The following is an 18908-nucleotide window of genomic DNA, read 5'->3' on the forward strand; positions in this document are numbered from 1 at the left end:
CGTTTACCATGTCGCGCCAAAAGGGTTCCTGACTAGGGACTTGGCGGGGAAAGCCACATGGACACGTATCGGGGCAGTTTCATGGATCGCGGCGCGGATGACGCGCCGGATTACGATTATGCCGATGACGAAGACAGCCACGAAGTGCCGCCCAGCCCCGTCGGGCAGGACGAGCGCCGGATGCAGGTGCGCGCCTATAACCACTGGGCCAGCCTGCTGGACAACCGCAACTTCCCGTCGATCGAGGATCTCGATCCCGAAGCCCTGCCGGATTTCGGACCTTACAGCGTGCTGCTGGACTTCACGGCCGGGATCGCGAATCCTTCGATCCAGTATCTGGGCGACAAGCTGGCGCTGGAATGCGGGACGGACGACGATATTCAGACGCTGGACGATGTGCCCAGCCGATCGCTGCTGTCGCGGATTACCGACCATTACATGCAGATCATCGCCAATCAGGCGCCGATCGGGTTCGAAGCGGAATTCGTCAACCAGCGCGAATGCACCATCCTGTATCGCGGCATCCTGCTGCCGTTTTCCAGCGATGATGACACCATCGATTTCATCTATGGCGTGATCAACTGGAAGGAACTGGCTGACCAGAAAACCACCGATGCCCTGCTGAAGGAAATCGACCAGGCGCTGGAGCCGCAGGCCCACCGTCCCGCCGATGTGCTGACCGACTGGGCCGATGGTCCGGCCGATCTGGTCAGCGCCTCCGGCTTTGACGACGACGTACTGGACCTCGCCGATTTCGCGCCCTCCGCGCCCGGCGGGCTCAGCCTGCCGTCGCCCGCGTTCGGGGCCGATGACTTTGGCAATCCCGATTATGGCGATCCGGTCAGCGCCGAACCGGTGCTGGAACCGGTGTTCGAACTTTCCGCCGAAGACATGGAACTGGCCGATTGGCTGGCCTCGGCCCGCGAACTGGCCGAAGCCGCACGCGGTTCCGAAGATCGCACCCGCAGCGCGCTCTATGCCGCGATCGGGCTGGCCTATGACTTTGCACTCGCCGCAGCCGATGCGCCTGCGCAGTTCGACGAACTGGTGACCGAATCGGGCCTGACCGTGCAGGACCGCGCGCCGATGACGCCGGTGGTGAAGCTGGTGTTCGGGGCCGATTACGACAAGACCCGCCTTACCGAATACGCCTCCGCGCTCAGCCATGCGCACCGCATCGGCCTGCCGCGCGGGACGCTTTCGCGGTTCCTGTCCGAAGCACCGGGCGGCCTGAAAGGCGTGGTCAACGAGGAACGCCGACTGAAGCGCGAGGAAAGCGGCAAGGCCGCCGATGTGCGCGAAACCCCGCGTGAGGCGCTGGCCCGCAAGCTGCGCAAGATCGAACCGCAAAGCTTTGCCGACATCGCGCCCGAAGGCAGCGAATTTACCCTGCTGATCGCCCGCCGGATGCCCGATGGCACCGTGGTGCTGGTTGGCGAAGTGCCCGATGATGTGCCGCTGCTGGAACGCGCCGCACGCAAACTGGTCGGTTGAACGAATACCCTGGCGAGAGGGGACCGGAAGAGGCGCCATGCTGCGGCATGGCGCCTCTTTTGTTTGTGGGTTAGGAGACTGCGATGATCGCAACCTCTGACCGCAGGCGGATTGGCTGGATGGGCTGGACCCTGATTACCCTGGCATTTGTAACGGCCGCCCTGTTTGGCGCGTGGCGCTATGCGATGGCGACCAACGCGGTCGCGCTGCTCGACTGGTCCGACCGGACCCTGGGCGGCACGAAGGGGACGGCAGTGGCGGCAACGGGCGTCAGCTATGGCTCGCACCCGGATCAGCAACTGGAAGTGATCGTGCCGAATACGCCGGGGCCGCACCCGGTGCTGGTGTTCATCCACGGCGGTGGGTGGAACAGCGGGATTCCCGGCGATTACCACTTCATCGGCCGCACGTTTGCACGCGCTGGTTACGTGGTGGTGCTGCCCGGTTACCGGCTGGGCCAGGCTGGCCGTTATCCCGCGATGCTGGAAGACAGCGCTGCCGCCGTGCGCTGGACGCTGGATAACGCCGCCCGCCATGGCGGCGATCCGGACCGGGTGTTCCTGATGGGCCATTCCGCCGGGGCCTATAACGCGGTGATGCTGGGGCTGGAACGGCAATGGCTGGGCCGTCAGGGCGTGCCCGACGGGTTTGTGAAAGGGGTGATCGGCCTGTCCGGACCCTATGATTTTGCGCCGTTCACCACCGATTCGGCCCGCGCTGCGTTCGGCCACGTGCCGGACCCGGCGCAGACCCAGCCGGTCCACTATGCCCGCGCCGATGCCCCGCCGATGTTGCTGCTGACCGGGGATACAGACGTGACCGTCAAGCCGCGCAATTCCATCGCGCTGGCCAAGGCGCTGACCGCCGTCGGCACCCCGACGCAAGCGGTGGTGCTGAAGGATGTCGATCATTCGGGCACCGTGATGAAGCTGGCCCGGCCGTTCCGCCGCGATGCGCGGGTGCTGGACGCGGTGCTGGCGTTTCTGGCGGCGCACGGCGCGCCTTCAGCGCCGGTTCAGGCAAATGCGTCTTAGGTCCGCCGTGATGCGCGCGTTTCCCCGACAAATGGCCCGACAAATGGCCCGGCTATTGGCGCATATGGGCGCAGTGCTGGCGGCCCTGACCCTGGCGGTTCAGCCCGTTACAGCGCAATCGATCCTGCGCGATGCGGAAACCGAGGCGCTGTTTCGCGATATGTCCGCCCCGCTGATCGCGGCGGCAGGCCTTGATCCGAACAACGTCGATGTCGTGCTGATCAACGATCCCTCGCTCAACGCCTTTGTTGCGGGCGGGCAGGCGGTCTATCTGCACAGCGGCCTGATCAACGAAGCGCAGTCGGTGGGCGAAGTGCAGGGCGTGATTGCCCACGAACTGGGCCACATCACCGGCGGCCACGTGATCAGCGACGGCGGCGGCAAGGCGGCACAGGGCATCTCGATCCTGTCGCTGCTGCTCGGCGCGGCTGCGGCGGCGGCCGGGGCGGGTGAGGCGGCGCTGGGCGTGATCATGGCCGGACAGCAGGCTGCCATGGGCAAGTATCTGGCATTCAACCGCAGCCAGGAAGCCAGCGCCGATGCGGCCGGGGCGCAATACCTGTCGAAAGCCGGGATTTCCGGCAAGGGTTCCATCGCGTTCTTCAAGAAGCTCCAGAACATGGAGTATCGCTATGGCTACACCCGCAGTTACGACAATGAGTTCTATCGCACCCACCCGATGACATCGGACCGGATCGCGACCTTGCAGGATACCTATGAACAGGATCCGGCCTACAACGTCCCCTTCGATCCGCAGCTTGAGGCCCGGTTCCAGCGGGTCAAGGCCAAGCTGATCGGCTATGTTTCCGAACCAAAGCAGACATTGCGTGCCTGGCCTGCGACGATGACCGGAATCCCTGCGCGCTACGCCCGCGCCTATGCCTATCACAAGGAAGCACATATCGATCAGGCGCTGGCCGAGGCTGACGCATTGCTGGCCAAGGCCCCGGGCGATCCCTATTTCCTTGAACTGAAGGGGCAGATCCTGCTGGAATCCGGGCGTCCGCACGATGCGCTGGAACCGCTGCGGCAGGCCACCGAGCAGACCCAGAACCAGCCGCTGATCGCGACCACGTTCGGCCACGCGTTGATCGCGACCGAAGACCCGGCCAACTTCAAGGAGGCTGAGCGCGTGCTGAAAGCCGCCGTCGCGCGCGACCGCCGCAATCCGTTCGCGTGGTATCAGCTGGGCGTGGTCTATGAAGCCAATGGCGATACCGCCCGCGCGCGGCTGGCCAGCGCCGAACAGCAGGTGATGAGCTTGCAGTTCCCCCAGGCATTGCGGAGCGCCGAAGCGGCTGAAGCCGCGCTGCCGAAAGGCTCGCCCGACTGGCTGCGGGCACAGGATATCGCGATGCAGGCGCGCGCGGCGATTGAACAGCAGCGCAAACGCAAGTAGCGCTGCCCGCCATGACCGAAACCAAATCCAGATCGATCCTGTTCGCGCTTGTCGGGCTGATCCTGTTGATCGTCGGCGGGATTGGCGGCTGGCTGTTCGAATCCCGCCGGACCGAGGAAACGGTCAAGCGGACGATTCTGGAAAACCCCGAAATCCTGCCGCAGGCGATGGAGGAATTGCAGCGCCGCGAGGCTGAAAAGCAGCTGACCAGCGTGGGTGACAAGCTGTTCGAACCGTTCCCCGGATCGGTGCTGGGCAACCCGCAAGGCACGGTCACACTGGTCGAGTTCACCGATTTTGCCTGCACCTATTGTCGCACCAGCGTTCCCGACGTGGATGCGCTGATCAAGGAATTCCCGCAGCTCAAGGTCGTGGTCCGGCAGTTGCCGATCCTCTCGCCGCAAAGCGCCGAAGCGGCCAGGTGGAGCCTCGCGGCGGCAGAGCAGGGGCGTTACGCCCAGTTCCATCACGCCATGTTCGCCGCCGGCCGCCCGGATGCGCAGACCATCGCCGCCGCCGCGCAGACGGCCGGGCTGGACATGGACCGCGCGCGCAAGGCGCTGGCCGATCCGCTGATCAATGCCGAACTCAGCGGCAACCTCGACTTTGCCCGCGCGCTGGGGATCGACGGCACGCCCAGCTGGGTGATCGGCGAACAGCTGATGAGCGGCGCTGTCGGCCGTGAGGCGCTGGCCAAGGCGATCCGTCAGGCCGGGCAATCCTGAACCCTGCTGCCATTCATCCGGCTGCGCAACCTTGCGCAAACTGGTGGCTTGGCACGGCGGTTTTCTGCTAGAACGCGCTTATGGCTGTGCTGCCCTTTCGCCCGACCCCGTTCTTCGCCAACAAGAACCGCGCGTTCTGGCGCTTGCAGGCGCTGGGCTGGGGCGGGGCGATGCTGCTGCGCGCGATGTCGGGGCTGGCCAACGGACTGTCGCTATCGTTCCTGGTGCTGGTGCTGATTTCCACGCTGACCGGGTTTTCGATCACGCTGATCCTGTCGGTCGTCTATCGCCATCTGATTACCCGGCGACCGCTGATTACCTGGAGCGTGACCGCCTTGATGCTGCCGTTCGCGGTGGCGCTTTATGCGTTCATCGACGCATGGGTGAACGAGCTGTATTACGGCGGTGCGACCGTTGGTTTCGCACAGCGGTTCATCGGACTGTTCTACCTCGACGCGACGCTGCTGGGGGCGTGGTCTGCGCTTTATTACGCGATCAACTTCTTCCTCCAGATCGAGGAGCAGAACGATCAGCTGATCCAGCTGGAAAGCCAGGCCACCCAGGCCCAGCTGGCGATGCTGCGCTATCAGCTGAACCCGCATTTCCTGTTCAACACGCTCAATTCGATTTCCACGCTGGTGCTGCTGAAACAGACCGAGCCGGCCAACGCGATGCTCAGCCGCCTGTCCTCGTTCCTGCGCTATACGCTGGTGAACGAGCCGACCGGGCGGGTCACCGTGGCGCAGGAAGTGGATACGCTGAAGCTGTATCTGGATATCGAACGGATGCGGTTTGAAGAGCGGCTGCGCACCAGTTTCAGGATCGATCCGATGACCGAGCAGGCGCTGCTGCCATCGCTGCTGCTGCAACCGCTGGTCGAAAACGCGATCAAGTATGCGGTCAGCACGCAGGAGGCCGGGGCTGAAATCACCATCGCCGCGCAACTCGTCGGCCAGAACCTTCGCATCGTCGTCTCGGACACCGGACCGGGATTGCAAATGAGCGCTGCCAGCAACAGGTTGAGCGGCGTGACGTTCGATGGCGGTGAACCGGTTTCAACCGGCGTGGGTCTGGCCAACATTCGTGACCGGCTGGCTCAGGCTTACGGCGACCAGCACCGGTTCGAAACGATGGAGCCGCCAGATGGCGGGTTTGCCGTGTTGATCGAGTTACCGTTTGAACGCCGCGAAGCCGCGCCAGCCGCCATGCCGGAACAGCGGCGCCCGGCCCTCGCAGGCTGAGAGATATACCCCGCGTCGCATCTTTGCGGCGAACAGGATCTGAAACGCCATGACTATTCGCACGATCATCGTCGATGATGAAAAGCTTGCCATCCAGGGGCTGGCGCTCCGGCTGGAAAAGTTCCCCGATGTGGAGATCATCGACACCTGCTCCAACGGGCGCGAGGCGATCCGCAAGATCAAGACCGAAAAGCCCGATCTGGTGTTCCTCGATATCCAGATGCCGGGGTTCGACGGGTTCAGCGTGGTCAAGGGCGTGATGGAAATCGAACCGCCGCTGATCGTGTTCGTCACCGCCTATCAGGAACACGCCGTCCGCGCGTTCGAGGCCAACGCGGTCAACTACCTGATGAAACCGGTGGACGAGGACAAGCTGGCCGATACGCTGGAACGCGTCCGCACCCGGATCGCCGAAAAGCGCGGCGCCGAAGAGGCTGAAAAGCTGAAGAACGTGCTGGCCGAAGTCGCGCCCGATGCGATCGAGGCGATGCCCGACGATGGCGAAGGCACCGCGCGCTATGAAAAGCTGATCAACATCAAGGATCGCGGCCAGATCTTCCGGGTCGATGTCGATTCGATCGAGCGGATCGAGGCGGCGGGCGATTACATGTGCATCTACACCGCTGACAACAGCCTGATCCTGCGCGAAACGATGAAGGACCTGGAACGCCGGCTGGACCCGCGCGTGTTCCAGCGGGTCCACCGCAGCTGGATCGTCAACCTCAACCAGGTCCGCCAGGTCAAGCCGCACACCAACGGCGAATGCTTCCTGATCCTGGAATCCGGGGCAGACGTCAAAGTGTCACGCAGCTATCGCGATGTGGTCGCTCGGTTTGTGCACTGATGATGCCGCCTGGTGTCATGGAACTGCCATTGATCTGACCCCGACCCGTCATCAACCCTGCCTAGGTGCTGCCCCTGAAACAAAAACTGTTCAGGGGCCTACCGATGAATTTTCCGCAACCGATTATCCGTTTTCGCAGCCTTCTGCTGACCGGCGCGGCAGCGCTGCTGCCGCTCGTTCCGGCCCATGCCGAGGAAGCGGCCGACGAAGCGGACGCGATTGTCGTGACCGGCGCGCGTCCGATTGCAGAATCGGAAGCCGCTGCGCTGCGCACCCAGCGCAATGCCGATTCGCTGGTGACGGTTGCCGCGTCGGATGGCGTGGGCCGGTTGCCCGATCAGAACATTGCCCAGGCCACTGGCCGCCTGCCGGGTGTCGCCGTGGAGCGCGATCAGGGTCAGGCCCGCTATATCAGTCTGCGCGGTGCCCCCAATTACTGGACCACGCTCAGCTTTGACGGGATCAACGTGGTCAGCCCCGAAGGCCGCGATGCGCGGTTCGATTCGGTGCCGTCGGCGATCGCCAGCCAGATCATCGTATCGAAGGCCGTGACGCCCGAAATGCCGGGCGAGACGGTTTCGGGCAACGTCAACGTCGTTACCCGTTCGGCCTTCGACTATGCCGGACTGCACGTGGCGGGCAAGGCCGGCATGGGCTTTGCCGAACTGGGCGACCGCAAGGAATACGAAGGCTCGCTGGTCGTTTCGAACCGCTTCAAGGCCGGTGACGGTGAAATCGGCGTGCTCGTTTCGGGCAGCTATTACCAGCGCGGCATGATCACGGATAACTTCGAGATCGACTGGGAACGCGTCAGCCAGGATCAACGCCCCGGCAGCGCCACGCGGTTCTGGGCGCAAGAGACGGAAAACAAGCTCTATCGCCTGACCCGCAAGAACTGGTCCGTGTCTGGCCGCCTCGACTGGAAACCGGACACCGACAACACGATCTCGTTGCGGTCGGTCTATACCATCTTCACCGACGACGAAGCGCGCGACAACTACCGCTTCGACCTTGATGACCGGCAGAGCGATCTGGTTGCCAATACCGCCGCCTGCGATACGGCGGTGAACCCCACGCCGACCACCACCGGTTATGCCGATGTCTGCATCGGCAACACGCCGCTGAAGGGCACGATTTACGGCATCGACATCCGTCAGCGCTCAACGCTGCGCTATTTCCAGCAGTCGATTTTCACCAACACGCTGGCCGGTGACCACACCCTTGGTGATAGCTGGACGCTGTCATGGCTGGGCAACTTCACCGAATCCAAGGATGACCGCTCGGTTGTCGGCGAAACCACCTGGGACAGCCCCAGCACGCGCACCCTGCGGCCGACCGTGGCCTATGATTTCACCAACCCGCAGCTTGCCCGCCTGAGCCTGTTCCGCACGCTCCAGCTGAGCAGCCCGACCCGTTACCAGCGCGGCGATGCGGTGAGCGCCATCGACAGCTTCACCAAGCCGCTGACCGGCCTGACGGTGATCGATGCCATCGACACGACCAAGGCCTATACCGCCAAGCTGGTGCTGGGCCATGAAACCGGCCTGCTGGGCGGCGATGCCACGATCAAGCTGGGCTTCCAGTTCGATCAGCGCACCAAGACCGTCGATGAATCGCGCGCAGTTGTGAACTCTGCCGCGCAGTACACCACGATCGGTATCCCGACGGACTACAACCAGTTCTCGCTCGATCAGGCGTTTCTGGGCAAATTGCCGATGGGCTATACCTTCCGCTACTTCGATCAGGCCAAAATGCAGGCGGCCTCCGATGCTGTGCGCGCCAATTTCGCGTTCACGCCCAACACCGGCAACATCTATGATGTGCGCGAACAGGTGTTCGCCGGGTTTGTGATGGGCACGGTCAAGTATGACTGGGGTTCGGTGCTGGGCGGCGTGCGCCTTGAACACTTGCGCAATCGCGGCATTGCTGTTGCCACCGTGGGCGGTGTGACCGGCCCGGTGACGGCGGAAAACAGCCAGACGCTGGCTTTCCCCAGCCTGCACGTGAACTACAACCTGGACGATACCAAGAAGCTGCGCGTGTCGTTCAACAGCGGCGCGGCGCGGGCTGACTATGACCAGATGCGCCCCAACGTGACCGTCAACGACATCAACCAGACGGTGTCCGGCGGCAATCCGGGCGTGAAGCCGGAACGCGCTTATGGCGTCGATGCCTATGTCGAATGGTACGTCCGTCCGCAGGGTTATCTGATGGCCGGGGTGTTCTACAAGAAGGTCAAGGACGTGCTCTATTCCCAGACCCGAACGTTCGGATCGGATGCCTTGAACAGCAACGGGGTCGACCGCTCCGAGTATATCTTCAGCGGGATCACCAACGGCGGCGACGGGCGCGTGTTCGGGGCCGAAGTGGCGGCGCAGCTGCAGCTTGAACCCTGGACCGAACAGCTCGGTCTGCCCGAATGGATGGGCGGCTTCGGCATCTCGGCCAACCTCACGCTCAACGACAGCGAAGTGACCAAGCCTGCGATCGGCGCGGTTCCGGCGCGCAAGGTGCGCCTGCCGGGGACGTCGGACGTGGTCTACAACGTCGGCGGCTACTATGAAAAGTATGGCCTGTCGCTGCGGCTCCAGTACCAGCGCCGCAGCACCTGGATGGACGGCATTGCCGACGATCTGGCCGACGCGGGCGATACGTTCTGGGCGGCGGATGATGAACTCGATTTCTCGGCCCGCTATGCCATCAACAAGAACGTCGAAATCTATTTCGATGCGTCAAACCTGCTGAACAAGCCCGGCCGCCGCTATGCCGAACCGGGCAACCTGCTGACCGCCACCGGCACGCCGACCCCGTTCACGGATAGCTACACGATTGAATACGAACGCTTCGGTCGCCGCTATTCGGGCGGCATCCGGGTGAACTTCTGATGCGCCGATCCGGATCGGCGGCGGCAACCTTCCTTGCCGCCGCCGCGCTGGCCAGCCTTGCTTCGGCAGGGCTGGCCCAGACCGTTTCCGTCACGGCGAGCGCGGAAACCACCCCCGTCGGCACCGCCAACGACGACGCGGCGGATGATCCCGCGATCTGGCGCAACCCGGCGGCCCCCGCGCGCAGCCTGATCGTGGGGACAGACAAGAAGGCCGGGCTCTACGTCTATGGCCTCGATGGCCAGACCCGCCACTTCGAACCCGCCGGACGGCTGAACAACGTCGATCTGCTCGATCTGGGGCGGCGCGGCGTGATCGTGGTCGCGTCAGACCGCAACGATCCCGCCAGTGCCCTGCTGCGGCTCTACCGGCTGAACCCCCGCACCGGCGCGCTCGCCGCGCTGGGCACGGTCAGCGGCGGCGCGGGCGAGGCTTACGGCGTGTGCCTGCTGCGCACCGCTGCGGGCTTCGATGCGTTTTCCGTGCTGAAGGACGGCGCGGTCCATCAGGTCCGCATCGACTTGTCGGGCAAGACCCCCAGCGGCCAGATCGTGCGCACCCTGCGCCTTGCCACCCAGACCGAAGGCTGCGTCGCCGATCCGCGCACGCGGACGCTCTATGTGGGTGAGGAAGATCGCGGCATCTGGTCCTTCGCCGCCCGCGCCGACGCCCCGGTGGAGGGCCAGCTGGTCGCACCGGTGGACGGCGCGCACCTCGTCGCCGACGTCGAAGGGCTGGCGCTCATGCCGCAAGGCCGCAAGGGCGGCCTGCTGGTCGCGTCGAGCCAGGGCGACAACGCCTATGCCCTCTACCGCCTGCCCGGCATGACCCCCGCCGGCCGCTTCCGCATCGGCGCAGGGGCGCTGGGGTCGGTAGAAGAAACCGACGGCATCGCCCTCGCCCCCGGCAACTTCGGCCGCGCCTTCCCGCAAGGCCTGTTTGTGGCGCAGGACGGCGATAACGCCCCGGCGGCGCAGAACTTCAAGCTGGTGTCGTGGCGGGCGGTGAAGGCGGCGGTGGAGGCTGGGAAGTAGCGGTAACACCTGCGGCCCTTAGCGCCAGAAGAACAGCGGGACCCCGGGCTTGACCCGGGGTCCCGCTTCCTTTTGAACTTACCCCATGGATCGCGATCATAAAGGCGGCTGGGTTTACATCATGGCCGACCGCTATCGCGGGACCCTGTATGTTGGCGTCACCGCCGATCTTCCGGCGCGCATCTACCAGCACCGGCAGGGCAGCGGATCGGACTTCTGCGCCCGCTATGGCTTGCACCGGCTGGTCTGGGCCGAACAGGGCAACTCCATCGAAGACTGCATCGCGCATGAGAAGCGGCTGAAGCGCTGGCGGCGGGAATGGAAGTTTGACCTGATTGAACGCGCGAACCCGCAGTGGGTTGATCTGTTCGATGTGTTGATTTGAGCTTGTGGGGCTGGGGTGAGGACGAAGCGGGACCCCGGATCAAGTCCGGGGTGACGGTGATGTGGGCAGAGTGGCGGTTACAACCTGATAACCCAGCCCTAACCAATCGCCCGGCCCAAACCCGCCCTTGAATACAGCGGCAACCCCCCTCCAAGCCAAAACGTCACCCCGGACTTGATCCGGGGTCCCGCTTACTTTGGTGGCGCGACATTTTGCTTGTGGCTGACTTAACCGAAAAGGCTCATGATTGTGATGCGTTATCTGCCGTTTTTAGCCGTAGATGCGTCCGTATGTGCTCCGGGCAAATTGAATTATCGCAACATTGTTAGCGCTTAAATCTCGGATGATCTCGTCCGGATCTATGGCCATTACCTTGGTAAGAAGACGTCGGACCTCGGGTATTTCCCAGTCCCATGTAGGGGTTTCAATTATCGAGTAAAAGGAATGCAGGCGACCCACGTGCCATGTCAGCTTTACTATCGAATCGTAACAATTCAGATATTCATTAAAATTAAATATCTGACCTTTTGCCGCAAGAGATTTTAGCTTAACGGTGGAAACTTCCACTATGGAAAGGGCTTCCAAAAGGCGTTTACCATCCCGTTCTCCATGTTTTTTATGTATTCAATGGCTCCAGATACTTTCTTTTCGTCTTCACTTCCTTCCTCCCAAATTTTGACATGGCTTTTCATTCCAATTTTTGCCATGCGCAACAGCTCGACCGGCCTTTGCATCTCCACGATATATAGGTGAACAGCATCTACGATCTGATCGAGAAACTCGGCCTCCCGCTTTGCCCGGTCCTGCTTTTGCCAGTTTCGCAGGGCTAGGAAAGCGATCACGGCTGTGGCTGCAGGTGCGGCGGTCTTGATGAATTCGAGCCATGGAACGCCAGCAATGGCCTGCGCAATATCTGCCGCTTGCACTTGATCGTACCCCCTACCCAAACCCCCGCTCCAGAAACCGCTCCGCCAGCCCGGCCAGCAGCGCGGTGCCTTGGGGCAGGACGGCTTCGTCCAGCAGCATCCGGGTGGAGTGGATGCCGCAGCATTGGGTCCAGTCCTCGCCTTCGTGCGAGACGCCCAGGAACAGCATCGCGCCGGGGACTTGTTCCAGCACATAGGAGAAGTCCTCCGCGCCCATGATCGGGCGTTCCAGCCGCCGCCAGGCGGGGGCGCCGAACAGGTCGGTCACGGCGGCTTCGGCCAGATCGACCGCGCGGGGATCGCAGATGGTGACGGGGAAGCCTTCCTCGATCACCACGTCCGCGCTGAGGCCATGGGCGCTGGCGATGCCGGTGGCGAGTTGCTGCACCGCCGCGTGCAGCCGCGCGCGGTGGCGGGGGGAGAGGGTGCGCATGGTGCCTTTCAGCTTCGCGAAGTCGGCAATGACGTTATGCGCCGTGCCGCCCTCGATCCGGGCGATGGTGACGACCACGGGGTCATGCGCATCGAACTGGCGGGTGACGAGCGTTTGCAGCGCGGTGACGATCTCGCACGCCACGGGCACCGGATCGTGCGCCTGATGCGGCATGGAGGCGTGGCCGCCCGCGCCGCGCACGGTGATCTCCAGCTGGTCCGCCGCCGCCATCAACGGCCCGGCCTTGCCCGTCACCAGTCCGTGCGGGGCGTTGGGCATGACGTGCAGGGCGAACGCGGCATCGGGCAGCGGGCCGTGTGCGCCGCCGCCGAGCAGGCCATCATCCAGCATGAAGCGCGCGCCGTGGTGCCCTTCCTCGCCCGGCTGGAACATGAACCGCACTTCGCCGCGCAAGGCATCGCGCCGCGCGCAGAGCACCCGTGCCGCGCCCGCCAGCATCGCGGTGTGGGCATCGTGCCCGCAGGCGTGCATCGTGCCGGGGATGGTGGAGGCAAAGGGCAGGCCGGTTTCCTCCGGCATGGGCAGCGCGTCCATGTCGCCGCGCAGCAGGACCGAGCGCCCCGCTCCCGCGCCGCCTTTCAGCGTGGCGACGAGGCCGGTGGTGGAGGGGCCTTCCCGCCACTCCAGCGGCAGGCCCGCCAGCGCGGCGCGGACCTTGTCACGCGTGCGGGGGGTGTGCAGGCCCAGCTCCGGCTCCGCATGGATCGCGCGGCGCAGGGCGGTGATGTCATCCGCGATGGCGCGGGCGGCTTCGAGCAGGGGTGTGGCCAAAGGTTCAGTTAGCATGGGCGGCATGATACGCACCCGCCGCGCCCTGTCGAGAGATCAGGCGCCTATCTTCACCGCAATCCGCCGCGCCGCCGCGTTGTGCAGCAGCACCGACACGACCAGCAGCACGTTCAGCACCACCGACTGGTACAGCATGTACCACACCGGGCTGCCCGCGAACATCGACGCCCCCAGCACGATCGCGCGCGGGTTCGGCCCCAGGATCTTGCACAGCAGCAGCAGCGGCGGTGCCTCTGCCCGGACGGCGGCGGCGATGGCATCCAGCCGGGCGCGGTCCCCCGCCGCCGCCTCAACCGCGGCGTCGACCCGCAGCGCGTGGGGGGTCATCCCGCTGGCGACGTTGAGATAGGCCGACACCAGCCCGGAAAACATCGTCCGCGAGGTCGCCGAATCCTGCGCGTCGTGCGAATGGCGCAGCCAGGGCGTGCCATAGACCCACCACTGATACTGGCGGCGCTGCACTTCGACATGGTTGGCCTGAACCGCGTGGCTGATCCCTGCGAACACGATCAGCCCCCACGCCGCCCCGCCGCTGAACGTGCCGCCGGTGCCGGACAGCCACCAGCCCAGCACCAGGTACAGCACGATATGGCTGAGGTAGTCGCACAGCCCGTCCACCATCTCGCCAATCGGGCTGGACCGCCCGGTCAACCGCGCCAGATCGCCGTCGGCCCCATCGACCACGTGCCAGCCCATGTGCAGCGCCATCCCCAGCGCGGCGGACACCGGATAGGACAGGCTGGTGTAGGCAACCGAGGCCGAAATCACCATCAGCGCGCCGAACACCGACACCATGTTGGGCGTCAGCGGCGTATGCGCCAGCTTCCGCGCCAGCTGCCAGGCGAGCGGGTGATAGAGGTAATGGTTGAGCGGGTCCTGCAATTCGCGCGGACGCTGTGGGCGCTGCGGTGCGCCCTTTGGTGCCGCGTCCCCGTTGCCGCCCTGCTTTGCCGATCCGGCCTGTCCTGCCACGTTTGCCCCGATTCCTGTGTCGCCCGTTGGCGTGCTTTGGTCGCTCTTATATGCGCTCCAACCGGCGTTGACAGGGTCTAGGCGCGCTTGTCGCCGCAATTAATTGCAGCATAGCGTGCGGGAAAGCCCAGGTTCATGTCGGTCGCGGCAATGGCCTGTGCGCAGGGGCGCTTGCCGCAGGTCGGCTGTTTCTGCGCTGCGAATCGTAAAGCAGGGTGTTTTTCCGGGGCGCAGCGGCGGGATGGCGGTCCGCCGTAATGACGGATATGCCCCGCCAATCCGCTTGACGCGCGCTAAACTTCTTGCTTTTGGCGCGCGATTTCACAATGAGGCGGGATTCGCTTAAACCCCGCTGTTTCGTTCGGAAGGGATCGAACCAAAATGAAGCCTATCAAGGTCGCCATCATCGGTGTCGGCAACTGCGCCAGTTCGCTGGTGCAGGGCGTTGCCTATTACCGCCAGAACAACTCGTCGGAAGGTCTGATCCACGACAAGATCGGCGGTTACGGCGCTGGTGATGCCGAGTTCGTGCTCGGGATCGACGTCGATGCCCGCAAGGTTGGCAAGGACATCGCCGAAGCGATCTTTGCCATGCCGAACAACACCACCGTGTTCATGCCCAACGTTCCCGCCACCGGCGCGAAGGTGATGATGGGCCGCGTGACCGATGGCGTCGCCCCGCACATGACCACGGTCGGCGAAAAGGGCTTCATCGTGGCCGACGCGCCCGAAGCGACCAAGGAAAGCGTGGTTGCCGCGCTGAAGGAAACCGGCGCCGAAGTGCTGCTGAACTTCCTGCCGGTCGGTTCGCAGGACGCCACCGAATTCTACATGGAATGCGCGCTGGAAGCCAAGGTTGCAGTCGTGAACTGCATGCCGGTGTTCATCGCCAGCCGTCCGGAATGGGAAGCCCGCTTCCGCGCCGCCGGCGTGCCGATCGTTGGTGACGACATCAAGGCCCAGATCGGCGCCACGATCGTCCACCGCGTGCTGTCCAGCCTGTTCGCCGCCCGCGGCGTGACGGTTGAGCGCACGTATCAGCTCAACACCGGCGGCAACACCGACTTCATGAACATGCTGGACCGTCAGCGTCTGGGTTCCAAGAAGGAATCGAAGACCGAAGCGGTGCAGGCGATGCTGGCCACGCGTCTGGCTGACGAAAACATCCACGTCGGTCCGTCGGACTATGTTCCCTGGCAGAAGGACAACAAGCTGTGCTTCCTGCGCCTTGAAGGCACCCAGTGGGGCAACGTGCCGATGAACCTGGAACTGCGCCTTTCGGTGGAAGACAGCCCGAACTCGGCCGCGTGCGTGATGGATGCGATCCGTTGCTGCAAGGTCGCGCTGGAACGCGGTGAAGGCGGGGCGCTGATCGGTCCGTCGGCCTATTTCTGCAAGCATCCGCCGCAGCAGTTCAACGATGACGTGGCCGCGCACATGGTCGACGAATACGCGTCCGTAGCTGCGCTCGCCGCTGAATAAGCGCAAGCCGGGTTTACGCATACTGGCGGCGCCGGTCGGTTCAGGCTGACCGGCGCCGCTTTGTGTAACGCCGCCGCGCGGCGGCTTGCCAAAGTTCGCTCCTCGCTATTTCCGGGACACTGTATGGACGCCCTGATCATTGCTGCCGGGTTCGGCAGCCGCCTGCGCGAAATCTCGGATTCCAAACCGATGACGCCGGTCGCCGGGATTCCGTTGCTGGAACTGGGCGTCCGGCAGGCCAAGGCCGCCGGGGTGCAGCGGGTGGTCGTGGTCACCGGGCATGAGGCTGAGCGACTGGAAGCGGCACTGCCCGCACTGGCGCAGCGCACCGGGATTGCGGTGGTGCCGCAGCGGGTTGCGGACTGGTCAAAGCCCAACGGCTGGTCGGTGATGGCCGGAGCCAGCGTGATCGACGGCGATTACCTGCTGATGATGTCCGACCATATCTTTTCCGCGCCGATCCTGCGGGATCTCGCGCAGGCGGGCGGGGCAGATCGCGGCGTGACGCTGGCGATTGACCGGCGCTGTGACAATCCGCTGGTCGATCCGGATGACGCGACCTGGGTCCAACTGGACGCGGCTGGGTTCATCCGCGCCATCGGCAAGACGATTGCGCAATACGATGCGGTCGATTGCGGCGCATTTCTGGCCACGCCGGAACTGGCGCAGGCGATCCAGGCGGCAATCGATGCCGGGCAGGCTGGCAGCCTGTCAGAAGGGATGCAGCGGCTGGCCGACGCGGGCCGGGCGGCGACGATGGATATCGGCACCGCCTGGTGGCTGGACGTCGACGATCCGCGCGCGCACGACCTGGCCGAGGCACAGGCCCCGGCCGAACTTCCCGAAATCTACGGATAACCGCCTGCGGCGGGACCGGCGTGTGCCGACCCCGCCAGCACGGATTTTACGGATACTTCATCTGGATGCGGGTGGTCAGCCCCGCTTTGGGCACGTTCAGACGCACCGACTTGAACGCCGGCAGGCCTGCCAGTGTCGCCGGATTGTTGGTGAAGCCAAACCCTTCTGCCGGAAAGCCAACCCCCGTCCGGTCGAACGACTGGTTGGCATTTTCGTCATGGTAAAGCGCGAGCGCATAGACCCCCGGCTTGGGCACGAAGATACAGGCGCGCGTGGTTCCGGCAGTCGCGTTGACGCGGCCGACGTAAAGCGAGCCGCGCTTGACCAGGAACTTGCTGGGATTGTCCGCATAGAGCGTCACCGCCAGCAAGCCGTCACCGTTCTTCATGCCGTCTGCAACGACATTGAGCCACGTCTGACTAGGCGTGCCGGTGCAGCCCGGCGGCGGCGTTGGTGCGCCTTCCGAAGCCGTGGCGCTGGTGGCCATCAGCGCGGCAGAAGCGAGTGCGACCGGCGCGATCGCGGCGGCCACAGCACGCCAACCGTTCGGCATTTTCATGGGCATTGATCCTGTCTGCAAACAGCCCGGGGTTGGGACAGGCCCGGACGCAACAACAATTCGGCACGACGACCGATACCGCTCCCTTTTGCGATTCGGCGCGTGAATATCGACTGAATTGGGCATTATTGGGACAAAGGCCCGACGATGCGTCCGTTTTCAAGCCGAATTTCGTGGTCGGCCAGATCCAGCAGCGCGCCGCGATGGCCGATGATCACGATTGCCATTCGGCCGCGCAGCCCCTCGATCGCGGCGGAAACCTGGGCTTCGTTTGATGCGTCCAGCGCGCTGGTCGCTTCATCCAGGATCAGCAGCGCCGGATTGCGCAGCAGCGCCCGCGCCAGCATCAGGCGTTGCCGTTCCCCGCCGGACAAGGCCCGCCCGCCGTCGCCGACCACGGTATCGAGCCGTTCCGGCAGGTCGAGCACGAACGCGGCAGAGGCATCGCGGAGCGCTTGTTCCAGCCGGGCGTCGTCGGCTTCGGCGGCGGCCCAGCGCAGATTGTCGCGGATCGTGCCGCTGATCAGCACCGGGTCCTGCTGGACATAGGCCACCCGGCTGCGCCACGCTCGCCGCGCCGCACCGTCCAGTTCGGTGTCATCGACACGCACCTGGCCGGTATCGGGCGAGAGCAAGCCGCCCAGCAGGTCGGCCAAAGTGGACTTACCCGCACCAGACGGCCCGGTCAGCGCAACCACACCGCGCGCCGGGATGGCGCACGACACGCCGTCGAGCGCGGGCGCGCCATCGCCAAAGCGCAGGGTCACTGCATCCAGCCGGATCGCGCTGGTCAGCAGCGGTGCCGCAGCCGGATCGGCGTCTGGTTCGCGGGCGGCTTCGGCGGTGGCAATCAGCTCCAGCGCGGCATTCACGGCGGGGCGGGCGTGGGCGCAGGTCAGTCCGGCTTGTTGCAGCAGGCCCAGCAGCGGCAGCGCGCGGGCGAACAGCGCGACCATCGGCAGGACCACCGTGACATCGGCATCCCAGCGTTCCAGCGCCGCCCAGACCAGCACTGCCAGCACGATCGCGCCGCCGCCCTGCAAGGCGATCTGGCCCCGGCCGAGATCGCGCTGATAATCCAGCTGGGCGCGGCGCAGATCGACGAACTGATCGGCCAGATCGGTGGCGGCGCGGTCTTCGCGGCCCAGGCTTTTGATTACGCGCAGCGCGCCCAGCCCTTCGTTCAGCTGGCTGTAGATCCGGCCATAGGCCTGCCCCAGCGCATCGCCCAGCAGTGCGGCGCGGCGGCGCATGCCGTGGAACGCCAGCAGCACCAGCGTGCCCGCGATCAGCGCGCCGGTGGTCAACTGCGGCGAGATGGCCAGCGCGGCCAGCCCGATCCCGCCCAGCGTGACCATCGTGGCAATCGCCAGGATCGCCTGATTGACGAACAATCCGGCCTGATCGACCTGACTGATCAGCAGGCTGGCGGTGTTCGACCGGCGCATGCCCAGCAGCACCCGCCAGTCGCAGTGCAGCAGCGATCGCCAGCCGCGCGTGCGCAACCGGTCAATCAGCGCCATTTCAAACCGCATTGCCACCAGCGAGCGGTAATAGGTAATCAGCCCCCGGACGATCACCAGTGCCACGAACAGCGCCAGCATCGCGTCCAGCCGCATCGGCACGCCCAGCCGGGCCATGACCTCGGCCACGCGGCCGCCTGCGCCGCCACCATCGCCCAGCACGGTCAGCAGCGGGACCAGCAGGATGATCCCGATCCCTTCGGTAATCGCGCCCAGCACCATCAGGAAGCCAAGCCAGCTGGCCGCCAGCCCATGTTCCGCCGGATCGAACAGGCGGGGGGGGGTGGGCAGACGGCTCACGGTC

16 protein-coding genes are annotated in these 18908 nt (G+C 64.8%); 11 read left to right on the top strand and 5 right to left on the bottom strand.

The genetic code is table 11. The features are described from left to right. The first annotated feature begins 57 nt into the window (after nt 1-57). The 9 genes from Q8Q53_RS10265 to Q8Q53_RS10305 all read left to right on the top strand — a co-directional run bounded on the left by Q8Q53_RS10265 (nt 58) and on the right by Q8Q53_RS10305 (nt 11041). A complete protein-coding gene (locus Q8Q53_RS10265; protein ID WP_305701678.1) occupies nt 58-1494 on the top strand; it encodes a hypothetical protein in 1437 nt (478 codons plus the stop codon). 83 nt (nt 1495-1577) lie between these two features. Further along, nucleotides 1578-2528 carry an alpha/beta hydrolase gene (locus Q8Q53_RS10270; RefSeq protein ID WP_305701679.1) on the top strand — a complete coding sequence of 317 codons (951 nt, stop codon included), beginning with the start codon at nt 1578-1580 and terminating at the stop codon, nt 2526-2528. 43 nt (nt 2529-2571) lie between these two features. Continuing rightward, nucleotides 2572-3927, top strand: coding sequence for a M48 family metalloprotease (locus tag Q8Q53_RS10275; RefSeq protein ID WP_371136540.1), 1356 nt, complete (start codon nt 2572-2574; stop codon nt 3925-3927). An 11-nt stretch (nt 3928-3938) separates the two neighbouring features. Then, nucleotides 3939-4652 carry a DsbA family protein gene (locus Q8Q53_RS10280; protein WP_305701680.1) on the top strand — a complete coding sequence of 238 codons (714 nt, stop codon included), beginning with the start codon at nt 3939-3941 and terminating at the stop codon, nt 4650-4652. 80 nt (nt 4653-4732) lie between these two features. Further along, entirely contained in the window at nt 4733-5893 is a 1161-nt protein-coding gene (locus Q8Q53_RS10285) for a sensor histidine kinase (RefSeq protein ID WP_305701681.1), read from the top strand. A gap of 49 nt (nt 5894-5942) precedes the next feature. Next, nucleotides 5943-6737 carry a LytTR family DNA-binding domain-containing protein gene (locus Q8Q53_RS10290; RefSeq protein WP_305701682.1) on the top strand — a complete coding sequence of 265 codons (795 nt, stop codon included), beginning with the start codon at nt 5943-5945 and terminating at the stop codon, nt 6735-6737. Between the two features lie 104 nt (nt 6738-6841). Continuing rightward, nucleotides 6842-9622, top strand: a complete 2781-nt coding sequence (locus Q8Q53_RS10295; protein ID WP_305701683.1) for a TonB-dependent receptor — start codon at nt 6842-6844, stop codon at nt 9620-9622. Continuing rightward, nucleotides 9622-10656: a phytase gene (locus Q8Q53_RS10300; protein WP_305701684.1), complete on the top strand. Its 1035-nt coding sequence runs from the start codon at nt 9622-9624 to the stop codon at nt 10654-10656. Before Q8Q53_RS10295 ends, Q8Q53_RS10300 begins: the two co-directional genes overlap by 1 nt. An 85-nt stretch (nt 10657-10741) precedes the next feature. Beyond that, nucleotides 10742-11041: a GIY-YIG nuclease family protein gene (locus Q8Q53_RS10305; protein WP_305701685.1), complete on the top strand. Its 300-nt coding sequence runs from the start codon at nt 10742-10744 to the stop codon at nt 11039-11041. Nucleotides 11042-11607: 566 nt separating this feature from the next. On the opposite strand, the gene Q8Q53_RS10310 is transcribed toward Q8Q53_RS10305, so the two are convergent. The 3 genes from Q8Q53_RS10310 to Q8Q53_RS10320 are packed head-to-tail and all read right to left on the bottom strand — an operon-like array spanning nt 11608 to nt 14182. Next, the gene (locus Q8Q53_RS10310; protein ID WP_305701686.1) at nt 11608-11967 is read right to left on the bottom strand and encodes a hypothetical protein; all 360 of its coding nucleotides are present in this window, start codon (nt 11965-11967) and stop codon (nt 11608-11610) included. A 13-nt stretch (nt 11968-11980) separates the two neighbouring features. Beyond that, complete coding sequence (locus Q8Q53_RS10315) at nt 11981-13207, bottom strand: M20 family metallopeptidase (RefSeq protein WP_305701687.1); 1227 nt, start codon at nt 13205-13207, stop codon at nt 11981-11983. A 39-nt stretch (nt 13208-13246) separates the two neighbouring features. Next, nucleotides 13247-14182 (bottom strand): CDP-alcohol phosphatidyltransferase family protein, encoded by a 936-nt coding sequence (locus Q8Q53_RS10320; protein WP_305701688.1) that lies wholly within the window; start codon nt 14180-14182, stop codon nt 13247-13249. Between the two features lie 381 nt (nt 14183-14563). Between Q8Q53_RS10320 and Q8Q53_RS10325 the strand changes: the two genes are divergently transcribed. Both Q8Q53_RS10325 and Q8Q53_RS10330 read left to right on the top strand, forming a co-directional pair. Further along, a complete protein-coding gene (locus Q8Q53_RS10325) occupies nt 14564-15664 on the top strand; it encodes an inositol-3-phosphate synthase (protein WP_305701689.1) in 1101 nt (366 codons plus the stop codon). 123 nt (nt 15665-15787) lie between these two features. Further along, on the top strand, nt 15788-16522 hold the full coding sequence (locus Q8Q53_RS10330) for an NTP transferase domain-containing protein (RefSeq protein WP_305701690.1): 735 nt from the start codon (nt 15788-15790) through the stop codon (nt 16520-16522). Nucleotides 16523-16568: 46 nt separating this feature from the next. Here the strand turns inward: Q8Q53_RS10330 and Q8Q53_RS10335 are convergent, their stop codons facing one another. After that, nucleotides 16569-17081, bottom strand: a complete 513-nt coding sequence (locus tag Q8Q53_RS10335) for a DUF2141 domain-containing protein (RefSeq protein ID WP_305701691.1) — start codon at nt 17079-17081, stop codon at nt 16569-16571. Nucleotides 17082-17206: 125 nt separating this feature from the next. Beyond that, nucleotides 17207-18904, bottom strand: coding sequence for an ABC transporter ATP-binding protein (locus tag Q8Q53_RS10340; RefSeq protein ID WP_305701692.1), 1698 nt, complete (start codon nt 18902-18904; stop codon nt 17207-17209). Between the last annotated feature and the right edge of the window lie 4 nt (nt 18905-18908).

This window comes from Novosphingobium sp. (genome assembly GCF_030699305.1).
Taxonomy (GTDB): domain Bacteria; phylum Pseudomonadota; class Alphaproteobacteria; order Sphingomonadales; family Sphingomonadaceae; genus Novosphingobium.